The organism is Microbacterium sp. SL62 (assembly GCF_026672635.1).
Lineage (GTDB): Bacteria > Actinomycetota > Actinomycetes > Actinomycetales > Microbacteriaceae > Microbacterium > Microbacterium testaceum_A.
The window spans coordinates 3159510-3180870 of record NZ_JAPPRM010000001.1 but is presented as its reverse complement, the minus strand read 5'-3'; the positions used below and the strand labels follow the sequence as shown (position 1 = coordinate 3180870).

Sequence of the window (21361 nt, the reverse complement as noted above, 5' to 3'; positions counted from 1 at the left end):
TCGACCAGTCTACGTGCGTGGTCCGCACCGAACCGGGCGCGAACCTACGATGGGGGCGTGACCTTCTCGATGCCGCCCGAGTCGTTCCGGACCCTGCGGCCGGAACCGACGGCGCGCAGGACCCGCGGATGGGATGTCGCCCTCACGATCGTGCTGCTCGTCCTGCTCCCCCTGCTGGCGCTCGCCGCGTCCTACGCCGGAGTGCTCCTCGTCTACGCCGCGGACGCGTGCGGGTCGGTCACCTGCGACACGGGACTGATGAACATCGGCTTCTGGACCGCGGTCGTCTCACCCTGGGTCGTGCTGATCATCGGTGTCGTCATCTCCATCATGCGACTCGTTCGTCACCGCCTCGCCTTCTGGGTTCCGCTCGTGACCGTCGTGACGATCGCCGCCGTGTGGTTCGTCGCGGCCGCGCTCGTCGGCGCGGGGGTCTCGGCATCCTGATCCGCTCGGGGGCAACCCCCAGCTAGGGCGAGGGTTCGCAACCTACCCTGAGAGCGGGCGTCCGCACCGGGCGGCCGATCACCGAGCGCGAAGGCACCCGATGACCGACACCACCCTCTCTCTCGCCCCGTTGCGGTCGACCTCCGGCTCCGGGGAGGGGCAGTCCTGGCTGACGTCGCTCGCGGACTGGACCGTCTCGCTCATGGAGATCATCGGGCCCATCGGGGCCGGTGTCGCGATCGCCCTCGAGAACCTCTTCCCCCCGCTTCCCAGCGAGGTCGTTCTGCCGATGGCCGGGCTCACCGCCAGTCGCGGCTCCTTCACGCTATTCGAGGCGCTGCTGTGGACGACGATCGGCTCGGTCGTCGGCGCGTTCATGCTCTACGGTCTCGGCCGCTGGCTCGGAGCGGCGCGGCTGCGCTCGTTCGCCGCGAAGATGCCGCTGCTGCACCCCGAAGACGTCGACCGGACGGTGGCGTGGTTCGAGCGCCACGGCGGCAAGGCCGTGTTCTTCGGGCGGATGATCCCCATCTTCCGCAGTCTCATCTCGATCCCCGCGGGGGTGTCGAAGATGCCGATGTGGCGCTTCGGTCTGCTCACCGGAGCGGGAAGCCTCATCTGGAACACGATCTTCGTGCTCTCGGGTTTCCTGCTGGGCGAGAACTGGCACATCGTCGAGGAGTACGCGTCGATCCTGCAGTACGTGGTCATCGCCGCGGTCGCGATCGGGCTCGCATGGTTCCTGTACTCGCGTGTCCGCTCGCTGCTCGCCTCCAAGCGCGCCGGCGATCGCGACGACGCTCCCGCCGCTCAGCACGACGCCTGAGCGTCGCTCGGTCGGTTATCTCCACGTCGAGGCAACCGGCATCCGGACTCAGTCAGACCACAGAACCCGCCCGTAGACTGGCGTCGTGCCCGCCGACCGCCTTCATCTCGTGCGCCACGGAGAGGTCCACAACCCCCGTCGCGTGCTCTACGGTCGGCTCCCCGGATTCGGCCTGAGCGTCGACGGTCGCCGCATGGCGCGTCAGGCGGCCGAGCACGTGAAGGGTCTCGACCGTCCGGTCTCGGCCCTGGTGGTCTCGCCCCTGCAGCGCACGCGCGAATCGGCGGAGCCGTTCGTGGAGTTGTTCGGCGCCGAGCCGTTCATCGACGACCGCGTCATCGAGCCGACCAACGTCTTCGAGGGGCGGCGCATGAAGCAGGCCCTGGCGAACCCGCTCAACTGGCGTCACCTGAGCCGGCCGGCCGTTCCGAGCTGGGGCGAGCCCTACGAGCGGATCGTCGCCCGCATGACGGCCGCGATGACCGACGCCTGGGACCGCGTCCCCTCGGGCGACGTGGTCGTCGTCTCGCACCAACTCCCCATCTGGGTGACTCACCTCGCCCTGTCCCAGCAACCCACCCGCCACGACCCCCGCAAGCGCCGTTGCGCGCTGTCGAGCGTGACGAGCTTCGAACGGCGAGACGGCGCCGACGGCTCGACGCGCTGGGTCGAGGTGGCGTACGCCGAGCCGGCGAGCACCGCCGGAGCCGTCGATGTAGGAGCCGTCTGATGCGCAGAATCCTCACCGCCGCGGGCTCGATCCTCGCCGCGGCGACCTTGGTCGCCGGGCTGTCGGCCTGCACCGCCGACCCCCTCGCCGACCAGTACCGGGCCGGCGACAACAAGGGCTACATCGCCGCCAACGGGTTCCAGACCGACGAGATCGCCCCCGAGAATCGCAAGGAGCCCGTCGACTTCGCGGGCACCCTCGACAACGGCTCCCCGGTGTCGAGCGCCGACTTCGCGGGCAAGGTGCTCGTCGTGAACTTCTGGTACGCCACGTGCGGCCCGTGCATCATCGAGGCCCCGCGCCTCGAGCAGGCCTACCAGACCTTCCAGGGTCAGGACGTTGCCTTCCTCGGCATCAATACGTACGACCAGCCGGCCACGGCCCTGTCGTTCGCGCGCGACCACGGGGTGTCGTACTCCAGCGCCATGGCGGTCGGGGACGCCCAGCTCAAGCTCGCCTTCACCGGTGCGACGCCGTTGAACGCGACCCCCACGACCCTCGTGCTCGACAAGCAGGGGCGCGTCGCCGCTCGCATCGTCGGCGAGCTGCCCGAGGCGTCGATCCTCGAGTCGATCGTGCGCACGCTGGTCGCGGAGAACGCGTGAACCCGGGCGCCCTCGTCTTCGACGGGGCGCTGTGGATCGCCGTTCCCATCGCCCTGGCCGCCGGCCTCATCTCCTTCCTGTCGCCGTGCGTGCTTCCGCTCGTGCCGGGGTACCTCGGCTACATCGGCGGAGCCGTGGCGCCGCGCGGGGGTTCGGCATCCGCCTCCGGCAAGGGCCGCCTGCTCGGCGGGACCCTGTTGTTCATCGCCGGGTTCACCCTCGTGTTCATGGCGATCAACGTCCTCGGAGGAGCGCTCGGCAGTTTCTTCATCGAGTACGCCGACCTCATCACCCGCGTCATGGGCGTCGTCATCATCATCATGGGACTGGTCTTCATCGGTCTCTTCGGTCTCGCTCAGCGGTCGGTGCGGATGCAGTCGCGCGGCAACCTCGGCCTCATCGGGGCCCCGCTGCTGGGCATCGCCCTCGGAATCGGGTGGACGCCGTGCATCGGCCCCACGCTGACCGCGATCATCTCGGTGTCCTACAACCTGGGCGACCCGGGCCGGGCCGCGCTCCTGGGCCTGGCGTACTCGCTGGGTCTCGGCATCCCGTTCCTGCTCCTCGCCCTCGGCTTCGGGTGGGCGACCAAGTCCGTCGCGTTCGTGCGCAAGCACATCCGCGTCGTGAACCTCATCGGAGGAGCGCTCCTGATCGTGCTCGGCCTGCTGATGGTGACCGGATTCTGGGGCCAGTGGATGTCGACCCTGCAGGGGGTGATCGGCAATGTCCAGCTCCCGCTCTGATCGTTCCGACCGAGGTAATACCGTGACCGACCCGCTGCGCCCCTCCGACCACGCCGACTCCACGGCGGACGACATCACGCAGCCGCGCCTCGGGGTGGTCGGCTGGTTGCGATGGGGCTGGCGGCAGCTGACCAGCATGCGCACCGCGCTGGTGCTCCTGCTGCTCCTCGCGATCGCCGCAGTCCCCGGCTCGCTCGTGCCCCAGCGCACCGCCGACCCCAACGGCGTCACGCAGTACTTCACCGACAACCCCGACCTCGCGCCGGTCCTCGACAAGCTCAGCCTGTTCGACGTCTACAGCTCGCCGTGGTTCTCGGCGATCTACCTCCTGCTGTTCATCTCGCTCATCGGGTGCGTCCTCCCGCGGACCACGCACCACTGGAAGGCCCTGCGCTCGCAGCCCCCGCGCACGCCCGCCCGGCTGTCTCGGCTGGACGACCACCGCACCCGCACCATCGAGGTGGACGGCGATGCGGATGCCGCGGCCGCCGCGGCCGTCGAGAGCGCCGCCGCCCACCTGCGCAAGAGCGGTTACCGCGTCGCGCGCTACGACTCGCGGGGCGCCTTCTCGGTCTCGGCGGAGCGCGGCTACCTCCGCGAGACCGGCAACCTGCTCTTCCACGGGGCGCTCGTCGGCGTGCTGATCGCCGTCGGCGTCGGTGGCGGCTTCACCTACACCGGCCAGCGGGTCCTCGTCGAAGGGCAGGCCTTCAGCAACAGCCTGCTCGACTACTCGTCGTTCAACCCCGGCCGCTTCGTGGGCGGCGACACCCTCACGCCGTACTCGATGACCCTCGAGAAGTTCGACGTCACGTACGTGCCGCCGGGACAACCCGGCTCGGGGCAGGCCGGCAACTTCGTCGCGCACGTGACCACCCAGGCCCCGGGCGCCGACCCGCAGGACGGCGAGGTGCGGGTGAACCACCCCCTCGACGTCCAGGGCGACCGCGTCTACCTTCTCGGCAACGGATACGCCCCGACCGTGACGATCCGCGATGCCCAGGGCAACGAGGTGTTCCACGACTCGGTCGCCTTCCTGCCGCAGGATGCCAACATGACCTCGCTCGGCGTCATCAAGGTCGCCGACGGGCTGCCGCAGCAGCTCGGGCTCCTCGGCTTCTTCTACCCGACGATGGACGTGCTCGACTCGGGCGCCCTCACCTCCACCTACGGTGCTCTCGAGTACCCCACGCTCACCCTTCGCGTGTACGAGGGCGACCTCGGCATCGATGACGGAACCCCGCGCTCGGTGTACACGCTCGATCCCTCGGGCATGACGCAGATCGCCGGCGGCGACAGCGGCACCCCGGCTCTGCAGTTGATGCCCGGTCAGACCGAGAACCTGCCGAACGGTCTGGGCACGATCACCTTCGAGAACGAGGCCCCGGCCGGTGCCGTCGGGTACGAGCAATCCGTCAAGCGTTTCGCCTCGCTGTCGATCCACCGCGACCTCGCCGGCCCCTGGGTGCTGGGCTTCGCCCTCCTCGCCCTGCTCGGCCTGCTCGCCGCGCTCTTCGTCCCCCGTCGCCGCATGTGGGTCAAGGCGATGCCGCGGACCGGCGCCGTCGAGATCGAGTACGCCGGCCTCGCCCGAGGCGAGGATCCGACCCTCGCGGCGGCCGTCGACCAGCTCGTCGACAAGCACAGCGCGACCCTTCCCACCCAGAGCCACCCCGACACCGGAAAAGTAGACTGACACCATGCCCGGAACCGACCCGCTTCTCCTCGACGAGATCTCCCTCCTCCTGGTGTGGACGGCGGTCGCCATCTACGTGCTGGCGTTCTTCGCCTACGCCATCGACCTGGCGCGACGCTCCGACCTCGCCCTGAAGGCGAAAGACGAGGTCGTCGCGCGCGAGCTCGTCACCGCGGGCGGCGGGGGAGTGATCGGCGGATCCGCGGGGTCGTCGGCATCCGGAACCGCTTCCGCCAAGCCGCGTTACCTCTGGGCCCGCCTCGGAACGGTGCTCACCGCGTTGGGCTTCGTGTTCCACCTGGTCGCCACGGTCCTGCGCGGCGTCGCCGCGGGGCGCGTGCCCTGGTCGAACATGTACGAGTTCGCGCTGACCGGTCTGCTGCTGATCATCGCGGTCTACCTCGTCGTGCTGACGCGTTTCGACCTGCGCTTCCTCGGATCGCTGATGACCGGCCTGGCCGTGCTGCTGCTCGGCGGGGCCACATTGGCCTTCCACGTCGAGGTCGTGCCGCTCGCCGACCCGCTGAAGTCGGTGTGGCTGGTCGTGCACGTGTTCGTCGCGAGCCTGGCGACGGCCTTGTTCGCTCTGGCCTTCGGGTTGTCGGTCGTTCAACTCATCCAGACGCGCCGCGAGCGCAAGCTCGCCGAGGCTCCCGCGGACGCCGCGACCACGCGGAGCTTCCTCCGCACGGTTCCGAACGCCGACGCGCTCGAGTCGCTCGCCTACCGCTTCGCGATCGTCGGGTTCATCTTCTGGACCTTCACCCTCATCGCCGGTTCCATCTGGGCGAACGACGCGTGGGGCCGCTTCTGGGGCTTCGACACCAAGGAAGTCTGGACCTTCGTCATCTGGGTGCTCTACGCCGGGTACATCCACGCCCGCGCGACCCGCGGCTGGCGCGGCACCCGCTCGGCATGGCTGTCGATCATCGGTTTCACCGCGGTGCTGTTCAACTTCACGATCGTCAACGTCTTCTTCAAGGGTCTGCATGCCTACAGCGGCTTGACCACCTGACAGAGGCCGCAGAGGAGGGTCCGTTCGGCGTGAGCCGGGCGGGCCCTTTCTGTTGTGGGAGATGGCTGCCGGGGCGCGGGCAGCGGCTGCCCGGCGTCGAGGAGACGACGCGGGGGCGGGCTTCGGTGCTCGGTGTCGAGCGGACGCCGCGGGGCGCGGGCGGATACGTCGTGCGCGGAGCCGTTACGGGGTGGGGCGTGCACAACGACGGGGCGTATGGCGAAACGCCGGGTACTGCGGCGGTGCTCGCGGTGTGTCGCCAAAAGTGCCCGCCGTTGTGCGCGGGTACGAGGAGGGCGACGGGATGCCGCGTGCTCGGGGCCCGACGAGACGTCACGACCCGGAGTGCCGGGGATTCGCGGCCCTCGGTGTGCACAACGGCGGGGCGTATCTCGACGCACCGGCCCGCGGGACGGTTCTCTCAGCGTGTCGGCCGATCGACCCGCCGTTGTGCCCGGGGCGTCACGGACCGGCGCCTTGCTGTTCCCCGACACAGGACGTGGACGTGCGCGACCGGGCTCGGGCGGGCGGGAGCGGACGGGCGCGAAGGCCGCCGCGCGGCCCGCGCCCGGGCGCGGGACTCAGGCCGCGATCGCGGCGGCGCGGGCCGACACCGTCCGGCGACGCACCACGACCAGCGTCGTCACGACGATCGACAGCACCGCCCAGACCACGAGTCCCGCCGCTCCCGCACCCACTCCGCCGGCCGCGGACAGTGCCCCGAGCATCGCCGTGTAGGCGGGCGAGGTCGGCAGCAGCGACGCGAAGGCCGCGAGGACCGGCGGCACCGTCGAGACGATGCTCGTCGCGAGCGCGAGGGCCCCGATGATCGCGGAGACCCATCGTCCGGCGCCCCCGAGGAGCGCGACGAGCGCCTGGTTCACGGCGGCGAAGGCGACCCCGGCGAGAAGGCAGATCATCGCGAACACGGCCCAGTCGCCCCAGGCGTAGTCGGATGCCACTTGCACCACGCTCGCGACCAGCAGTCCCTGCACCGCGCCGACGATCGCCGCCGGGGCGAAGCCGCGCAGGGCGACGAGGCCCGAGGGGCGGCGGCTGGTCAGGGAGCGGGCCGACACGGCCTGGAACACGACGAACGAGGCGAGGGCGCCGAACCACAGCACCGCCATGGCCAGCAGCGGGACTGCGGCGACGCCGAAGAGCGAGTCGCTGCCGCCCGTCGCAGAGACGGGGTCCGCGACGACGTCGGCGAGGTTCGTAGCCTGGGCGTCGGTGTAGGTGGGGAGCTTCGACACCGCGCTGTCCAGGCCATCCGCGAGAGATGTCGTGCCGGTCGCGACCTGGCTGACGCCGTCCGCGAGCTGGCCGGCCCCGGTCTCGGCGCCGGAGGCTCCGGATGCCACCTGCTCGGCGCCCGAGGCGAGAGCCGAGGCTCCCGTGCCGAACTGCCGCGCGCCGTCGGCGAGCTTCGTGGCTCCGCCGGCGATGCCGTCCATGCCGCCGGCGATGGTGGTGATGCCCTTCGCCGCGTCGTACCCGCCGTCGGCGAGCTTCTGGTTCGCCTCGGCGATGGCGCTGACCCCCGCGGGAAGCTTGGTGGCCTCGGCCGAGAGGCCGCCGATCTGCGTCACGGTCTCTTTCGCCTTCGGCAGGGCCGCGTTGGCGTTGTCCGATGCGGTGCGCAGAGCGGCGCACTGCTCGGGCGTGCCGGTGCACTCGTCGGCAGCCTTCTGCAGGGCGGCTGCGGCGTCGGTGAGTGCGGTGTTGATCTGCGGCGCCGCGTCCGACAGCTGTTGCGCGTCCTGGGCGAAGTTCGGCGGGATCTGTGCGGCGAGAGCGTTGATCTGCTTCGCCAGTTCGGCGTTGCCGTCGGCGAGCTTGGTGACGCCGGCCGCCGCCGAGCGTGTTCCGCCGGCGAGCGCTCCCGCGCCGCTCGAGAGCTGGTCGGCACCGCTGGCAAGCGGGCCGGCACCGGCGGCGAGCTTCGACGCGCCGTCGGCCAGGGCCGTGGCCCCGGACGAGAGCTGCCCGAGGCCGTCGCGCAGGCCGGCCGCTCCGGTGGACGCCTGCGATGCCCCGTCGGCGAGCTGGTGAGCCCCGCTCGCTGCGCTGCCGAGCTGGTCGCTCAGGGTGGTGAAACCGAGGAAGACGTTCTTCAGGTACTGCGACGACAGGGTGCTGCCGTAGACCTGGGAGGCGGTGGATGCCAGCGCCCCGGTGATCGCGCCGTCGACCACGCGGGCGTTGGGCGCCGTCTGCACGCCGATCGTCGCTTTCTCGGGAGTCTCGCCCGGTCGGGTCGAGAGCGAGGCTGCGGTGAAGTTCTCGGGGATCGTCACGACCGCGGTGTAGGTGCCGTCCTTGAGGCCGGCAGCGGCGTCCTCGTCGTTGGAGATGACCCAGTCGATGTTGCTCGGCTGGTCGTCGGCGCCTTTCACGAGACCGCCGGTGAGCTGTCGCCCGAGGGGGACGAGCTGGCCGTTGAGCTCTACGGCCTTGTCGTCGTTCACGATCGCGGCGGTGATGTTCTCGAGTCGATCGGTGGGCTTGTAGAGCGCACCGACCAGGATGCCGCCGATCACCGCCGGGAGCAGGAGGACGCCGATGAGCGTGAGCCAGGTGACGGGGCGGCGCGAGCGGGAGCGCTCGACGGGGAGAGTCATGCGAACACCTCGGAAAGATCGGCGAAGGTTTCGGGTTCGGGGCGATGCCGGCGCGGGGTCGGCAGCGACAGGGATGCCACGTCCGGACGCTGAGCGTCGGCCAGCAGGGCCAGCGCGCGGCGTTCGTCGCGGGCGGACACGATGAGCGTGAACGGCGACGAGTCGTCGCCGCTGCGCTCGCGCGCCTCGGTGCCGGCTCGGCGGAGCACCTCGGCCACGTCGTCGCTGGTGTCGTCGTCGAGGCGGTCGATGTCCGACACGAACACGACCCGGGTACCACGCGATGCGGCGCGTGCGACGTCTTCGGCGGCCTCGGCGGGATCGTCGAGCAGGGCGACGCCGACACGGGAGCGCACCGCTCCGGCGCGCTCGGGGATGAGGAGTCCGTCCACGCGCAGGCGCCCCTCGATCTGCGACAGGCGACCCGACAGCGCGAGAAGCAGGGCGCGCGTCGTGCGGGTCTCGCCGGTCACGAGCAGCGTTCCGCCGTACCCGAGGCGCAGCGACACCTCCGAGAACACGGGCTCCTCGGCATCCGAGGCTCCCACCGTGCGCAGATCGTCGGCGGCGATCGCGATCCCGGACTCGGTCGGCCAGTCGGCGAGGCGCACCTCGCGTTCGACCGCCTCGCCCTCGACGTCGAGCTTGGGAAGGATGCGGTCGAGCCAGCGGGGCATCCACCACGCCTTCGCCCCCAGCAGCGCGAGGATCGCGGGCACCAGGGTCATGCGCACGAGGAACGCGTCGACGGCGACGCCGACCGCGAGACCCAGGGCGATGGGCTTGAGGCTCGAGTCGCCCTCGGGCACGAACGCCACGAAGACGGCGAACATGATCACGGCGGCGGCGACGACCACGCGGGCGGATGCCGAGAAGCCGCTGCGGACGGCGCCGAGGGCCACCTCGCGGGGCGTGCGACCCTCGCGTTCGGCGTGCACGAAGTCTTCGCGCATGCGCGAGACGAGGAACACCTGGTAGTCCATGGCGAGGCCGAAGAGCACGCCCATCACGACGATGGGCATGAAGCTGATGATGGGGCCGACCTTGGCCACGTGCAGGGCGTCGGCGAACCAGCCCCACTCGAACACCGCGGCGACCACGCCGAACGAGGCGGCCACCGACAGCAGGTACCCGCCGGCGGCGGTCAAGGGCACCCAGATCGAGCGGAACACGATCATCAGCAGCACGAGCGAGAGGCCCACAACGAACAGGCCGAACGGCAGCAGGGCGGCGCCGAGCTGGTCGGAGATGTCGATCGTGACGGCGGTGTAGCCGGTGACGAGCAGGTGCACGCCGAACTGGTCGTAGAGGCGGGGCTCGGCCGCGCGGAGCTCGCGCACGAGGTCGGCGGTGCGCGGGTCGTCCGGCGCGGTCTCGGGCACGATCTGCACGATGCCGGTGTCGGCGGTGGCGTTCGGCGTCGCGAGGGCGACCTTTGCGACCCCCGGGATCTTCGCGATCTCGTCGCCGATACTCGTCATGAGATTCAGCGGGTCGTTCGAGGTGACGATCGTGCCCGTCATGATGAGGGGGCCGTTGGCGCCGGGACCGAAGTACTCGTCGGTCAGCTCGTAGGCGACGCGCGCCTCGTCGCCCGGGGGGAGTTGCCCGGCGTTCGGAAGGGTGAGCGCGAGGGACGCGGCCGGGATCGCGGTCACGCCCAGCAGGCCGATCACGGCGACGGAGGTGATGACCGGATGCCGGGTGACCAGGCCGACCCAGCGCTTGGCGGGCCCGTTGCGCTGGGCGCGGACGGCCGCGGTGGAGGCGCGGCGCACGCTTTCGGCGGCGGCCTCTTCCGCGGCCGCGGCGTCGTCTTCGGCGGTGGCCGTGCGGGAGCGCTTCTTCTGCTTCTTGTATCCCCAGCCGACGACGCGGTGCCCCGCGAATCCCAGGAACGCCGGGGTGAGCGTGAGCCCCACGCAGACCGCGATCGCCACGGCGACGGAGGCGGCGATACCCATGGTCGTCAGGAACGGGATGCCGGCGAAGCTCAGGCCGATGAGGGCGATGAGCACCGTGATGCCGGCGAACACGACCGCGGATCCGGCGGTACCGACGGCACGGGCGGTCGATTCCTCGGGGTCCATTCCCGCGCGCGTCTGGTCTTGATGTCGCGACACGATGAAGAGGGCGTAATCGATGCCGACCGCCAGGCCCAGCATCACCGCCAGCAGGGGAGTGGTCGACGACACGGTCGCGAAGCCCGTCGCGATGAAGATGAGCCCGATCGAGAGGGCGACGCCGAGGATCGCGGTGGCCAGCGGCATCCCGGCCACGAGGAAGGAACGGAACGTCACCATGAGCACGAGTGCGGCGATGAGGACGCCGAGCGCCTCGGTGAGTGAGGCGCCGGGGATCTCGGTGGCGAAGAGCTGTCCGCCCAGGATCGCCTGGGATCCGGAGGGCAGGGCGGTGCTGAGTGCCGTGGTGGCGTCGCGGAGGGCGTCCTTGGTGTCGGCGGGCACCGCCGTCGACTCCCCGGCGAACTGGATGCGCACGATCGCCGCGCGCCCGTCGTCGGAGATGCCGCCGGACACGCGGGTGTCGTAGGGGTCGGTGACGGCCTCGACGAAGTCGAGCGTGCCGATGTCGCCGGTCGTCTTCTGGATGGCGTCCTGGTAGCTCTGGTCGCGAACGCTCGCCCCGTCCGCGGAGACGACGATGATCTCGGCGCTCGCTCCACTCACCTGGGGGAAGGTGCGCCCGAGCATCTCGAGGCCGGCCTGCGACTCGGTGCCCGGGATCGAGAAGGTGTTGTCCGTCCCCTTCGCGAACACCGCGACTCCGCCGCCGGCGATCACGAGGATGAGGAGCCAGCCGGTCAGAACGCGCCAGGGGTGGCGGAACGACCAGCGACCCAGGGTGTAGAGAAATGTCGACACGGCTGCTCCCACGATCGGTGAACGAGTCGATACATCACCGTATCGGATACATCAATGTATCGTAGACCTCGAGGGTGCGACCGAAGCTGGACGTCCACCCAGAACAGGAGACGCGGATGACCGACACCGCACCCGCCCCCTCACGACGGCGCGAGAATACCCGGACGCGCCTCATGGACGCCGCCGCGGAGATGTTCGCCGAGGTCGGCATCGACGCGGCCTCGGTCGAGGCGATCTGCGACCGCGCCGGGTTCACGCGCGGCGCGTTCTATTCGAACTTCGCCTCGAAGGAAGAACTCTTCCTCGCCCTCTGCGCCCGCTCCGCCGAGACCACGATCGCCGCTGTCCGCGACCGGGTCACCTCGATCGAGGACCGCGGACTGGATGCCACGGGCGAAGTCCTCCATCTCGTCCAAGAAGTACTCGAGGTCGCGGGCGAGGACCGCCTCGACGTCCTCCTCGGCGCCGAGACGCGCGTGCAGGCCCTGCGCAACCCCGATTTCGCGGCGGCCTACCTCTCATCGAACGGCGCCCTGTGCGACAGCGTCACGCAGCTCGTGCGCGACATCGCCGACGCGCGGGGGCTGACTCTGCGACTGCCCGCGGACGCCGCGACGGAGCTTCTGCTGTCCGCCTGGATCTCGGCATCCGAGACCGCCGTCATGACGGGAACGTCACCCTCCGACGCGCGCGCTCAGCTGGGGGAGCGACTCGCTCAGATCGTGCGTCTCATCCTCGAGTGATCTCGAGAGCGGCGTAGCACCGCCGCAGCCGGTCCAGCCACCACTCCCGTCGATCGTCCGTCGCCGCCACCCGATCGAGGTCGGACGACGAGGGGCGGGGGCGCTCGAGCGGCAGCATTCCGCCGCGGGCCACGAGGGGGGACGCCACGACATCGACCGTGAACAGCGAGGCGGTACCGAGCCCGCAGTCGTAGTCGAGGTCGGGCAGCGCCGCCGCCAGCGCCACCCCCATCGACAGGCCGATCGAGGTGTCGAGGGCGCTGGAGACGACGGCGGGCAGCCCCGCCTGCGCGACGATCTCGCGCGCCGCGTGGACGCCGCCGAGGGGCTGAGCCTTGATGACGAGCAGATCGGCGGCACCCGCACGAGCTACCCGCAGGGGATCGGCGGCCTTGCGGACGCTCTCGTCGGCCGCGATCGGGATGTCGAGATAGTCGATCCGCTCGCGCAGCTCGGCGAGCTCTTCGATCTCGGCGCAGGGCTGCTCGATGTATTCGAGGTCGAACTCGGCGAGGGCGTGGACCGCTCGCTCGGCCTCGTCGACGTTCCACGCACCGTTCGCGTCGACGCGTACCCGTCCCTCGGGCCCCATCGCCTCGCGGACCGCTCGGACGCGCGCCACGTCGGCAGCGAGCGTCTGGCCCGCCTCGGCGACCTTGACCTTGACCGTGCGGCATCCGTCATACCGGGCGAGGATTCTCGGCACCTCGGATGCCGCGACCGCGGGCATCGTGGCATTGACGGCGACGCGGTCGCGCACGGCCGGCGGTGACGGACGCCACCCGAAGTCGATGGCCCCGGCGAGCCAGGTCGCGGCTTCCGCATCGGCGTACTCGACGAACGGCGAGAACTCCGTCCACCCCTCGGGGCCCTCGAACACGAGCGCCTCTCGTTTCTCGATCCCCCGGAAGCGGGCGGCGAGCGGGAGGGAGACGACGCGCGCCGAGTCGAGGATCTCGGCGAGCGAGGGGAGGGCGACGGTGCTCATGCCCTCATCCTGCCGCTCAGCGCGGCCCGCCGCCGCCGAACCCGCCGAGCCAGAACGTCTGACGTTCGACGGTGTAGGAGGAGAGGTCGGGGGTGGACTCGAGCGACTCCTTCGCCGCCTCACACTGCTCGTGGGTGCGTCGCGGGCCGAACACGTAATCGCGCAGTCGCGCGAGCTTCGACATCTTCTTCGTCATGCTGACTCCGATCGTCGGGGCCGTCCCACGCTACGCGGCACCGAGCGGAGAATCCACCCGCCCGGGTGTCGGAGGGCGGGCATAGGCTGACGCCATGCTCTTCGATACCCCCGTCCGGCTCGGCGTGCAGATCCAGCCGCAGCACGTGCAGTACTCCGACATCCGCGACGCCGTCCTCCGTCTCGAAGAGATGGGCGTCGACGTCCTGTTCAACTGGGACCACTTCTATCCCCTCTACGGTGACCCCGAAGGCGAGCACTTCGAGTCGTGGACCATGCTCTCCGCCTGGGCCGAGCAGACCGAGCGCGTCGAGTTCGGCGCCCTCGTCAACTGCAACAGCTACCGCAATCCCGACCTGCAGGCGGACATGGCCCGCACCGTCGACCACATCAGCAAGAAGGGCGGCGACACGGGTCGCTTCATCTTCGGCACGGGATCGGGATGGTTCCAGCGCGATTACGACGAGTACGGCTACGACTTCGGCACCGCCGGTTCGCGGCTCAACGCTCTGGCGACCGATCTCGACCGGGTCGTCGCGCGCTGGGGCAAGCTCAACCCGGCGCCCACCCGCAAGATCCCCGTCATGATCGGCGGCAAGGGGGAGCAGAAGACCCTGCGCATCGTCGCTCGTCACGCCGACATCTGGCACAGCTTCGTCACCCCCGACGAACTGCCGCACAAGTTTGGTGTGATCGAGAAGTGGGCCGAGGCGGAGCAGCGCGACCTGTCGGGCCTCGTCGTCTCGAACGAGTTGAAGGACCGCGACGAAGACGTCGCCGACGCCCTCTACGACGCCGGCACGCGCCTCTTCACGCTCGGCTTCTCAGGTCCCGAGTGGGACTACTCGCTCGTCGAGCGCTGGCTGCGGTGGCGCGACAGCAAGAACGCGTGAACGGTGCGGCGCCCCGAGAATCTCGGGGCGCCGCCCCCCGTCATGGCTTGAACTGCGCGCCGCCAGACGTCCCCGTCCAGGTCTTCGCTGCCTCGCCCTTGTAGAACGCGGTCTCGCTCTGGTGGTTCATCGACCGCCGCGCGTCCTCGGACTGGTCGTGTGCGGGCGCCCCGAGAAAGTACTCGCGGATGCGGCCCAGGATCGACACTTTCTTCGTCATGCTGACTCCGATCGTCGGGGTCGTCCAAGCTACGGGGCATGGCGGCGGTCGTCCACCGCCTTCATGCCTGCCCTCGCGGCGACCCCCGCGCGTAGGCTGAACGGGTGACCGTCTCCGAGCTCTTCGATCCCGCGGAATGGACCCTGGCGCCCGGCGCCGAGGACTACACCGACATCACCGCCCACGTCACGCACGACGGTCGGGTCGCGCGTATCGCCTTCGATCGTCCCGAGGTGCGGAACGCGTTCCGCCCGCACACGGTCGATGAGCTGTACCGCGCCCTCGACATCGCGCGCCAGGATCACCGCATCGGCGTCGTCTTGCTCACCGGCAACGGCCCGAGCCCCAAGGACGGCGGCTGGGCGTTCTGCTCCGGCGGCGACCAGCGCATCCGCGGTCGCGACGGCTACAAGTACTCCGAAGACGAGACGACCGTGCACGACCCCGGTCGCGCGGGTCGCCTGCACATCCTCGAGGTGCAGCGGTTGATCCGGTTCATGCCGAAGGTCGTCATCGCGGTCGTCCCCGGGTGGGCGGCGGGCGGCGGGCACTCGCTCAACGTCGTGTGCGATCTCTCCATCGCGAGCGCCGAACACGGTCGTTTCAAGCAGACGGATGCCGACGTCGGCTCGTTCGACGCCGGGTACGGTTCCGCATACTTCGCGCGCCAGATCGGCCAGAAGTTCGCGCGCGAGATCTTCTTCCTCGCCGAGGAGTACTCCGCCGAGCGCGCGTATGAGATGGGCGCGGTCAACCGCGTCGTGCCGCACACCGAGCTCGAGCGCGACGCCCTCGCGATGGCGCGCACGATCCTGACGAAGTCGCCGACCGCGATCCGCATGCTCAAGTACGCCTTCAACGCCGTCGATGACGGTCTCGTCGGCCAGCAGCTGTTCGCCGGCGAGGCGACGCGCCTCGCCTACGGCACCGACGAAGCGGCCGAGGGGCGCGACTCGTTCCTCGAGAAGCGCGACCCCGACTGGTCCGACGTCCCGTGGCACTACTGATCTCCGGAATCCCGTCGTGAGGCTCGAGCCGGCGGCATCCGACGATCCGCGCGACGTGCTGCGCGCTCTGCGGGCGGCCGTCCTCGGCGCCGGTCCCGCCGTGGCGCTCGGCGGCTCAGACCTCGCCGGTGAGGTCCCCCCGGGGACGGCGGCGGTGGTCACGACCTCGGGGTCTACGGGTGTGCCCAAGTCGGTCGTGATCAGCCGCAACGCCCTCATCGCGAGTGCGTACGCCACGGCGGCGCGTATCGGCGAGGGCGCGTGGCTCCTCGCGGTCCCCGCCACCTACGTCGCCGGGGTGCAGGTGATCGTGCGGGCACTCCTGGCCGATCGAGAGCCCGCCGTCGTCGCGGGTCCGTTCCGCGCCGAGCCGTTCGCCGCGGCGGCCCTCGGTATGGCGTCGCACGTCGGCGGTGCCCGCGTCCCGAGCTACACCTCGCTCGTCCCCGCGCAGCTGCAGAGACTTCTGGATGCCGCCGAGCACGACGCCACCGTGGCGCAGGCCCTGCGTTCGTTCGAGGCCATCCTGATCGGAGGGCAAGCTCTGGCGCCGGCGGTGCGAGAGCGAGCGGAGGCGGCGGGAGCGCGGATCGTGCGCACCTACGGCTCGAGCGAAACCAGCGGTGGGTGCGTCTACGACGGCGTCCCGCTCGACGGCGTGGGCGTCGCGATCGTCGACGGCGAGGTGCGCCTGTCGGGACCGACGCTCGCCGAGGGCTACCTCGGCGATCCCGAGCGCACGGCATCCGTCTTCCCCCTCGACGCTGTCGGCACCCGGTGGTACCGCACGGGCGACGGGGGAGAGGTCGTCGATGGCGTGCTCAACGTCATCGGTCGCCTCGACAACGTCATCGTCTCGGGAGGGGTGAACGTCTCGCTCGACCGGGTCGAAGCGGCCGTGCGCGGCATCCCAGGCTTGGAATCCGCCGTCGTCGTGCCGATCCCGGACACGGACTGGGGCCAGGGGTCCGCCGTGGTGGTGCCGGGAGTCGATCCGTCCCGAGAGCGCGAGGTGCTCGCCGCGGTGCGCGAGGTCGTCGGTGCGGCGGTCGGGGCCCCGGCACGACCGGCCCGCGTGATCGCGATCGCCGAGGTGCCCACCCTGCGCTCGGGCAAACCAGATCGGGCGACGCTGCGTCGACTCGTCGGCGAGGGCTCGCCGGACCCGCGGGATTAGACTGACCCCTCGTGGCAGCACAGTCTCGCAAGCGTCCGAACACCGCCAAGAAGCGTCATCCGGGCGGCAACCCGCAGAAGGCGAAGAGCGGTGCCCCGCAGGCGGCCACGCCCGCCACCGCGCGGGACTGGATCGCCGCCGCGCGCCTGCGCACACTGCCACTCGCCATCACTCCCGTGCTCATCGGCACGGGAGCCGCGACCCTGGTGGACGACCAGCTGCATTGGGTGATCGCCCTCGCGTGCCTCGCCGTCGCGTTCGCGCTGCAGATCGGCGTCAACTACGCCAACGACTACTCCGACGGCATCCGCGGCACCGATGACGTGCGCGTCGGCCCGGGTCGCCTCACCGGCGGGAAGAAGGCGAAGCCGCGGACCGTGCTGATCGTCGCGCTGTCGTTCTTCGCTCTCGCCGCGGTGATCGGGCTCGCCCTGGTGATCCGCACGGGGCAGTGGTGGCTTCTCCTCGTCGGCGCCGTGTGCATCGTCGCGGCCTGGTTCTACACCGGCGGCAAGCGTCCCTACGGCTACAACGCGATGGGCGAGATCTTCGTCTTCGTGTTCTTCGGCCTGGTCGCGACCCTCGGCACGACCTGGCTGCAGGTGCTGTCCCTGCCGCAAGAGGCGTGGTTCGGGGCGGTCGCCGCGGGGCTCCTCGCCTGCGCGGTGCTGCTGGCGAACAATCTGCGCGACATCGACCAGGACCGTCTCGCGGGAAAGCGCACCCTCTCGGTTCTCATCGGCCGTCGCGCGACCCAGGTTCTGTTCTCGGTCTTCGTGCTCGCACCCTTCGCGATCGCCGCGTTCCTCGCCCTGGTCTACCCGGTGGCCTGGCTCGAGGGGATCCCGCTGCTCGGCGGGCTCGCCGCGATCCTCATCGTGTGGACCTACCGCGCCCCGCGCGAGCTGATCACCGCGCTCCAGGTCACGAGCTTCACCTCGGTGGCGTACGGCGCGGTCCTCTTCGGCGCGTTCGCGGTCTGACCCGCGCTCGGGCTCAGGCGCGCGGAGCCTCGGGCTCCGCGTCCGGACCGTCGGTGCGCGTGGCATCCACCACCGCATCCTCGGCGTCGGCGTCGGTCTCGGCACCCGTCCGGCGACCGGTCGTCGCGCGCTGCGCGCGACGCTCGGCGAGGCCGCCGGTGACCTTGTCGAGCGGGCGGCGCAAGAACAGTGTCGACAGGCTCAGCCCGATGAGGGCGGCGAAGATCGCTGCGAGCCACGGCAGCTCCTGGAAAACCGGGAACAGCAGCAGGATGCCGAGGGGCACGAGGAAGGCGAGCAGACGCAGCACCGTGTAGACGAGGGCCGAACGTGCACGCATGCCCCCAGTCTACGGCGGGCACCCACGGCCCCGATCCGGGTCGTTCGACGGCGGAAGACCGTGCGCCCACTCCGGGCCGCTGTCCAGCCGACGCACGTAGAATCAGGTCATGGCACGGTTGCTTCTCATCCTGGCGCTCGTGGCGACCGTCTTCTGGGTCTACACGATCGTGGACTGCGCCGTGCAGAGCCCCTCTCGTCACCGCGGCGTCAACAAGCCCGCGTGGATGGCGATCGTGATCCTTCTGCCCGTGCTCGGCGGCATCCTGTGGTTCGCCATCGGCCGCGGGCGCGCCACGCAGACGGTCGTTCGACGGGCTCCCGACGACGACCCCGAGTTCCTCGGCCGCATGACCGCCTCGGCGCGCGCCGACCAGGACGAGCGGATCCGTCGCCTCGAAGAAGAGCTGGCGCAGCTCGACTCCGAGGCCGAAGATCCCCAGCTTCCTCAGAAGACGACCGATCCGGGCGACACCCCCGGCAAGGGCGACGACGACACCCGCGACCAGCGCGGCGCCGTCGGCTGACCCGTGGTCGACACCGCGCGTACCGCCGCGCCCGCCACCGACGCGGCCGCGGCCCTGCTGGCCGGGCTCGTCTCTCGCGGCGTGCGGCACCTCGTCGTGAGCCCGGGGTCGCGCTCCCAGGCGCTGGCCCTCGTCGCCGCCGAGCTCGAACGGGCGGGGCTCATCCATCTGCACGTGCGCATCGACGAGCGCGTCGCGGGCTTCACGGCCCTCGGGATCGGACGCGAGACCGGGATGCCGGCGGCCGTCGTCTGCACGTCGGGCACCGCCGTCGCGAACCTCGTGCCGGCCGCGCTCGAGGCGCATCACGCGGGCGTTCCCCTTCTCCTCCTCACCGCCGATCGCCCTCCGGAACTGCGCGGGGTGGGCGCCAACCAGACCACCCGGCAGCCGGGGCTGTTCCGGTCCGCCGTCCGGCTCGAAGCCGACCTCGCGGTTCCGGAGGCGACCGATGACGACGCCACCGGCGAACAGACCGCGGAGCTCGACGCGGTGGCCGCCGCAGCGCTCGCGGCCGCCCTCGGCGAGGGTGCCCGCGCGGCAGGGCCTGTGCACCTGAACGTTCCGTTCCGGGAGCCGCTCGCGGGCGCCGCACCCGTGTGGCTCGTTGAGCGGGCGGCATCCGGTGCCGTTCCCGCCGAAGAGAACAGCGACGGCTCCGGGGCGCTCTACCAGGGCGGCGGGGGCATCGGCGAGGCCGACGTGGCACCTGTCGCCGAGGCGGCGCACGTGGTCGACCCCGGTCCGCGGACGGTGGTGGTCGCGGGCGCGGATGCCGGGGATGCGGCGGAGCAGTTCGCCCACGACGGCTGCTTCCCCCTGGTGGCCGAGATCGTCAGCGGCGCGCGCTTCGGCCGCCAGATCGTGCACGGCTACCGCGCCCTGCTGAGCGACCCCGAGCTCGGCGGCCGCATCGAGCGCGTCGTCGTGTTCGGTCGCCCGACGCTCAGTCGAGAGGTCACCCGCCTGCTCATGCGCGATGACGTCGAGGTCCTCGCCGTCCGCGGGCCGGGCGAGCCCGTGAACCTGAACGGCTCGACGCTGGCGGTCGACGCGGTGCGAGTCGGCTCGGGAGCCGCTGACCGCGCGTGGCTCGGAGACTGGATGCGCGCCTCGCGCGCCGCCGCCGTCGACCTCTCGCCCCCGGCCCCCGACGCCGACGGACTCGCCTCCGCCGTGCCACACGAACGACTCGGCGCGATCAACGCCGAGGTCGAGGTCATGCGTGCACCCCTGGATCGCGCCGCCCTCGTCGACGCGATGTGGCGCGCGAGCTGGCCCCACGACCGACTCGTCTTCGGGTCCTCGCGCATCGTGCGCGTCGCCGACGAATTGCTGGGCGGCAAGAAGGTCGCCGTGCACTCGAACCGCGGCCTTGCGGGCATCGACGGAACGATCGCCACGGCCACGGGTGTCGCGCTCGCCAGCCAGGTCGACGAACGGCCCGGCGTGACGCGTCTGCTCCTGGGCGATCTCGCGTTCCTGCACGACATGGGTGCGTTGCTCCTTCCCCCCGGCGAGATCGTGCCCCGCTTGCAGGTCGTGGTCGGAAACGACGGCGGGGGTACGATCTTCGACGGTCTCGAGGTCGCCTCGGTCGCCGGTGACGACGCGATGTCGCGCGTGCAGTACACCCCGCAGACGGCCCGGCTCGAGCAGCTCGCTCTCGCGTTCGGGTGGGAGTACCACCGGTGCACCACGCGTGTCGCCCTCGACCAGGTGCTCACCGCTCCCACCGGCGGTCGGCAGCTGATCGAAGTGCCCCTTCCGCGCTGACCGAGCGGCATCCGTTCCCGCGGCTCGGCATCGTCGTCAACGGGTGGCGGAGATTCCGGATGCCACGGCACGATGTCGGGATGAGCACGAGCAGCAGATGGTCCACGCCCGCCGCCGACGCCCTGCGCGTGAAGCCCGGATTCCGTCTCGCCGACATCGATCCGCGATCCACGCCCGGCTACGACGGCGACAAGACCGACGGTCGCGCCGACCTCGAGGCGGGCCGTGCGCCGCTGGAGGGGCTGCAGGAACGCCTCTTCGCGCAGAGCGTCGCGGGCACGGCGACGGGCTCGGTGCTGCTCGTGCTGCAGGCGATGGACACCGCGGGCAAGGGCGGGATCGTCCGGCACGTCGTGGGTGCCGTCGACCCGCAGGGCGTCGAACTCGCCTCGTTCAAGAAGCCCACCGCCGAGGAGCTCGAGCACGACTTCCTCTGGCGCATCGAGAAGCGTCTGCCCGACGCGGGGCGCCTCGGCGTCTTCGATCGCTCGCACTACGAGGACGTCCTCATCGGTCGGGTGCGCGAGCTCGCGCCGCACGATGAGATCGAGCGCCGCTACGGCGCGATCGTCTCGTTCGAGGCGCAGGCCGCCGAGATGGGCATCCGCGTGGTGAAGGTCATGCTGCACATCTCGAAGGACGAGCAGCGGGAACGCCTCGGTGAGCGGCTCGAACGACCCGACAAGCACTGGAAGTACAACCCCTCCGACGTGGACGAGCGTGAGCTCTGGAACGCCTACATGGACGCGTACCAGGTCGCGATCGAGCGCACGTCGACGCCCGTCGCGCCGTGGCACGTCGTCCCGGCCGACCGCAAGTGGTACGCGCGTCTCGCCGTGCAGCAGCTGCTCATCGACGCCCTCGAAGACATCGATCCGCGGTGGCCCGCGGCTGACTACGACGTCGAGGTCGAGAAGGACCGACTCGCGAACTCCTGAG

21 protein-coding genes are annotated in these 21361 nt (G+C 70.8%); 15 read left to right on the top strand and 6 right to left on the bottom strand.

The annotated features are described in order from the left end of the window. Positions 1-57: 57 nt before the first annotated feature. From OVA26_RS15255 to ccsB, 7 genes are all read left to right on the top strand, one after another. On the top strand, positions 58-447 hold the full coding sequence (locus OVA26_RS15255; RefSeq protein WP_268104712.1) for a DUF6264 family protein: 390 nt from the start codon (positions 58-60) through the stop codon (positions 445-447). Between the two features lie 100 nt (positions 448-547). Continuing rightward, a complete protein-coding gene (locus OVA26_RS15250) occupies positions 548-1273 on the top strand; it encodes a DedA family protein (protein ID WP_186316696.1) in 726 nt (241 codons plus the stop codon). Positions 1274-1358: 85 nt separating this feature from the next. Further along, the gene (locus tag OVA26_RS15245; RefSeq protein ID WP_268104711.1) at positions 1359-2003 is read left to right on the top strand and encodes a histidine phosphatase family protein; all 645 of its coding nucleotides are present in this window, start codon (positions 1359-1361) and stop codon (positions 2001-2003) included. Then, positions 2003-2608 carry a TlpA family protein disulfide reductase gene (locus OVA26_RS15240; protein WP_144785986.1) on the top strand — a complete coding sequence of 202 codons (606 nt, stop codon included), beginning with the start codon at positions 2003-2005 and terminating at the stop codon, positions 2606-2608. The genes OVA26_RS15245 and OVA26_RS15240 overlap by 1 nt, the downstream gene beginning before the upstream one ends. Then, the gene (locus OVA26_RS15235) at positions 2605-3354 is read left to right on the top strand and encodes a cytochrome c biogenesis CcdA family protein (protein WP_268104709.1); all 750 of its coding nucleotides are present in this window, start codon (positions 2605-2607) and stop codon (positions 3352-3354) included. The genes OVA26_RS15240 and OVA26_RS15235 overlap by 4 nt, the downstream gene beginning before the upstream one ends. Beyond that, entirely contained in the window at positions 3335-5050 is a 1716-nt protein-coding gene (gene resB, locus OVA26_RS15230; RefSeq protein WP_268104708.1) for a cytochrome c biogenesis protein ResB, read from the top strand. Before OVA26_RS15235 ends, resB begins: the two co-directional genes overlap by 20 nt. A gap of 4 nt (positions 5051-5054) precedes the next feature. Beyond that, complete coding sequence (gene ccsB / locus OVA26_RS15225; RefSeq protein ID WP_144785988.1) at positions 5055-6065, top strand: c-type cytochrome biogenesis protein CcsB; 1011 nt, start codon at positions 5055-5057, stop codon at positions 6063-6065. 581 nt (positions 6066-6646) lie between these two features. Here the strand turns inward: ccsB and OVA26_RS15220 are convergent. Beyond that, complete coding sequence (locus OVA26_RS15220; protein WP_268104707.1) at positions 6647-8689, bottom strand: YhgE/Pip domain-containing protein; 2043 nt, start codon at positions 8687-8689, stop codon at positions 6647-6649. Next, entirely contained in the window at positions 8686-11574 is a 2889-nt protein-coding gene (locus OVA26_RS15215; RefSeq protein ID WP_268104706.1) for an MMPL family transporter, read from the bottom strand. The genes OVA26_RS15220 and OVA26_RS15215 overlap by 4 nt, the downstream gene beginning before the upstream one ends. A gap of 116 nt (positions 11575-11690) precedes the next feature. On the opposite strand from OVA26_RS15215, the gene OVA26_RS15210 reads away from it, so the two are divergent. Continuing rightward, positions 11691-12317, top strand: a complete 627-nt coding sequence (locus OVA26_RS15210; RefSeq protein ID WP_268104704.1) for a TetR/AcrR family transcriptional regulator — start codon at positions 11691-11693, stop codon at positions 12315-12317. On the opposite strand, the gene OVA26_RS15205 is transcribed toward OVA26_RS15210, so the two are convergent. Together OVA26_RS15205 and OVA26_RS15200 are read right to left on the bottom strand one after the other, a co-directional pair. Beyond that, positions 12304-13305, bottom strand: coding sequence for an o-succinylbenzoate synthase (locus tag OVA26_RS15205; protein WP_268104703.1), 1002 nt, complete (start codon positions 13303-13305; stop codon positions 12304-12306). The genes OVA26_RS15210 and OVA26_RS15205 overlap by 14 nt on opposite strands. A gap of 16 nt (positions 13306-13321) precedes the next feature. Continuing rightward, positions 13322-13501 carry a hypothetical protein gene (locus tag OVA26_RS15200; protein ID WP_268104702.1) on the bottom strand — a complete coding sequence of 60 codons (180 nt, stop codon included), beginning with the start codon at positions 13499-13501 and terminating at the stop codon, positions 13322-13324. A 94-nt stretch (positions 13502-13595) separates the two neighbouring features. On the opposite strand from OVA26_RS15200, the gene OVA26_RS15195 reads away from it, so the two are divergent. Next, positions 13596-14393, top strand: coding sequence for an LLM class F420-dependent oxidoreductase (locus OVA26_RS15195; RefSeq protein WP_268104701.1), 798 nt, complete (start codon positions 13596-13598; stop codon positions 14391-14393). Positions 14394-14433: 40 nt separating this feature from the next. Here the strand turns inward: OVA26_RS15195 and OVA26_RS15190 are convergent, their stop codons facing one another. Beyond that, positions 14434-14613, bottom strand: coding sequence for a hypothetical protein (locus OVA26_RS15190; RefSeq protein ID WP_268104700.1), 180 nt, complete (start codon positions 14611-14613; stop codon positions 14434-14436). Between the two features lie 104 nt (positions 14614-14717). Here OVA26_RS15190 and OVA26_RS15185 point away from each other — a divergent pair, with 104 nt between their 5' ends. The 3 genes from OVA26_RS15185 to OVA26_RS15175 are packed head-to-tail and all read left to right on the top strand — an operon-like array spanning position 14718 to position 17780. Beyond that, positions 14718-15620, top strand: coding sequence for a 1,4-dihydroxy-2-naphthoyl-CoA synthase (locus tag OVA26_RS15185; RefSeq protein WP_268104699.1), 903 nt, complete (start codon positions 14718-14720; stop codon positions 15618-15620). Between the two features lie 16 nt (positions 15621-15636). Beyond that, the gene (locus OVA26_RS15180) at positions 15637-16797 is read left to right on the top strand and encodes an AMP-binding protein (RefSeq protein ID WP_268104698.1); all 1161 of its coding nucleotides are present in this window, start codon (positions 15637-15639) and stop codon (positions 16795-16797) included. 11 nt (positions 16798-16808) lie between these two features. Next, positions 16809-17780, top strand: coding sequence for a 1,4-dihydroxy-2-naphthoate polyprenyltransferase (locus tag OVA26_RS15175; protein WP_268104697.1), 972 nt, complete (start codon positions 16809-16811; stop codon positions 17778-17780). A gap of 13 nt (positions 17781-17793) precedes the next feature. Here OVA26_RS15175 and OVA26_RS15170 read toward each other — a convergent pair whose 3' ends face one another. Next, positions 17794-18120 carry a DUF4229 domain-containing protein gene (locus tag OVA26_RS15170; protein WP_268104696.1) on the bottom strand — a complete coding sequence of 109 codons (327 nt, stop codon included), beginning with the start codon at positions 18118-18120 and terminating at the stop codon, positions 17794-17796. 109 nt (positions 18121-18229) lie between these two features. Here OVA26_RS15170 and OVA26_RS15165 point away from each other — a divergent pair, with 109 nt between their 5' ends. The 3 genes from OVA26_RS15165 to OVA26_RS15155 all read left to right on the top strand — a co-directional run bounded on the left by OVA26_RS15165 (position 18230) and on the right by OVA26_RS15155 (position 21360). Continuing rightward, on the top strand, positions 18230-18646 hold the full coding sequence (locus tag OVA26_RS15165; protein ID WP_056223954.1) for a PLDc N-terminal domain-containing protein: 417 nt from the start codon (positions 18230-18232) through the stop codon (positions 18644-18646). A gap of 3 nt (positions 18647-18649) precedes the next feature. After that, the gene (menD, locus tag OVA26_RS15160; RefSeq protein WP_268104695.1) at positions 18650-20422 is read left to right on the top strand and encodes a 2-succinyl-5-enolpyruvyl-6-hydroxy-3-cyclohexene-1-carboxylic-acid synthase; all 1773 of its coding nucleotides are present in this window, start codon (positions 18650-18652) and stop codon (positions 20420-20422) included. 80 nt (positions 20423-20502) lie between these two features. After that, on the top strand, positions 20503-21360 hold the full coding sequence (locus tag OVA26_RS15155) for a polyphosphate kinase 2 family protein (RefSeq protein ID WP_268104694.1): 858 nt from the start codon (positions 20503-20505) through the stop codon (positions 21358-21360). The last annotated feature ends 1 nt before the right edge of the window (position 21361 follow it).

Excerpts from the sequence above, each read along its gene's own strand:
- OVA26_RS15205 (WP_268104703.1), bottom strand. The coding sequence starts at position 13,305 with ATGAGCACCGTCGCCCTCCCCTCGCTCGCCGAGATCCTCGACTCGGCG.
- OVA26_RS15200 (WP_268104702.1), bottom strand. The coding sequence starts at position 13,501 with ATGACGAAGAAGATGTCGAAGCTCGCGCGACTGCGCGATTACGTGTTC.
- OVA26_RS15190 (WP_268104700.1), bottom strand. The coding sequence starts at position 14,613 with ATGACGAAGAAAGTGTCGATCCTGGGCCGCATCCGCGAGTACTTTCTC.
- OVA26_RS15240 (WP_144785986.1), top strand. The coding sequence starts at position 2,003 with ATGCGCAGAATCCTCACCGCCGCGGGCTCGATCCTCGCCGCGGCGACC.
- OVA26_RS15165 (WP_056223954.1), top strand. The coding sequence starts at position 18,230 with ATGGCACGGTTGCTTCTCATCCTGGCGCTCGTGGCGACCGTCTTCTGG.
- OVA26_RS15155 (WP_268104694.1), top strand. The coding sequence starts at position 20,503 with ATGAGCACGAGCAGCAGATGGTCCACGCCCGCCGCCGACGCCCTGCGC.
- resB (WP_268104708.1), top strand. The coding sequence starts at position 3,335 with ATGTCCAGCTCCCGCTCTGATCGTTCCGACCGAGGTAATACCGTGACC.
- ccsB (WP_144785988.1), top strand. The coding sequence starts at position 5,055 with ATGCCCGGAACCGACCCGCTTCTCCTCGACGAGATCTCCCTCCTCCTG.
- OVA26_RS15170 (WP_268104696.1), bottom strand. The coding sequence starts at position 18,120 with ATGCGTGCACGTTCGGCCCTCGTCTACACGGTGCTGCGTCTGCTCGCC.
- OVA26_RS15220 (WP_268104707.1), bottom strand. The coding sequence starts at position 8,689 with ATGACTCTCCCCGTCGAGCGCTCCCGCTCGCGCCGCCCCGTCACCTGG.
- OVA26_RS15195 (WP_268104701.1), top strand. The coding sequence starts at position 13,596 with ATGCTCTTCGATACCCCCGTCCGGCTCGGCGTGCAGATCCAGCCGCAG.
- OVA26_RS15210 (WP_268104704.1), top strand. The coding sequence starts at position 11,691 with ATGACCGACACCGCACCCGCCCCCTCACGACGGCGCGAGAATACCCGG.
- OVA26_RS15250 (WP_186316696.1), top strand. The coding sequence starts at position 548 with ATGACCGACACCACCCTCTCTCTCGCCCCGTTGCGGTCGACCTCCGGC.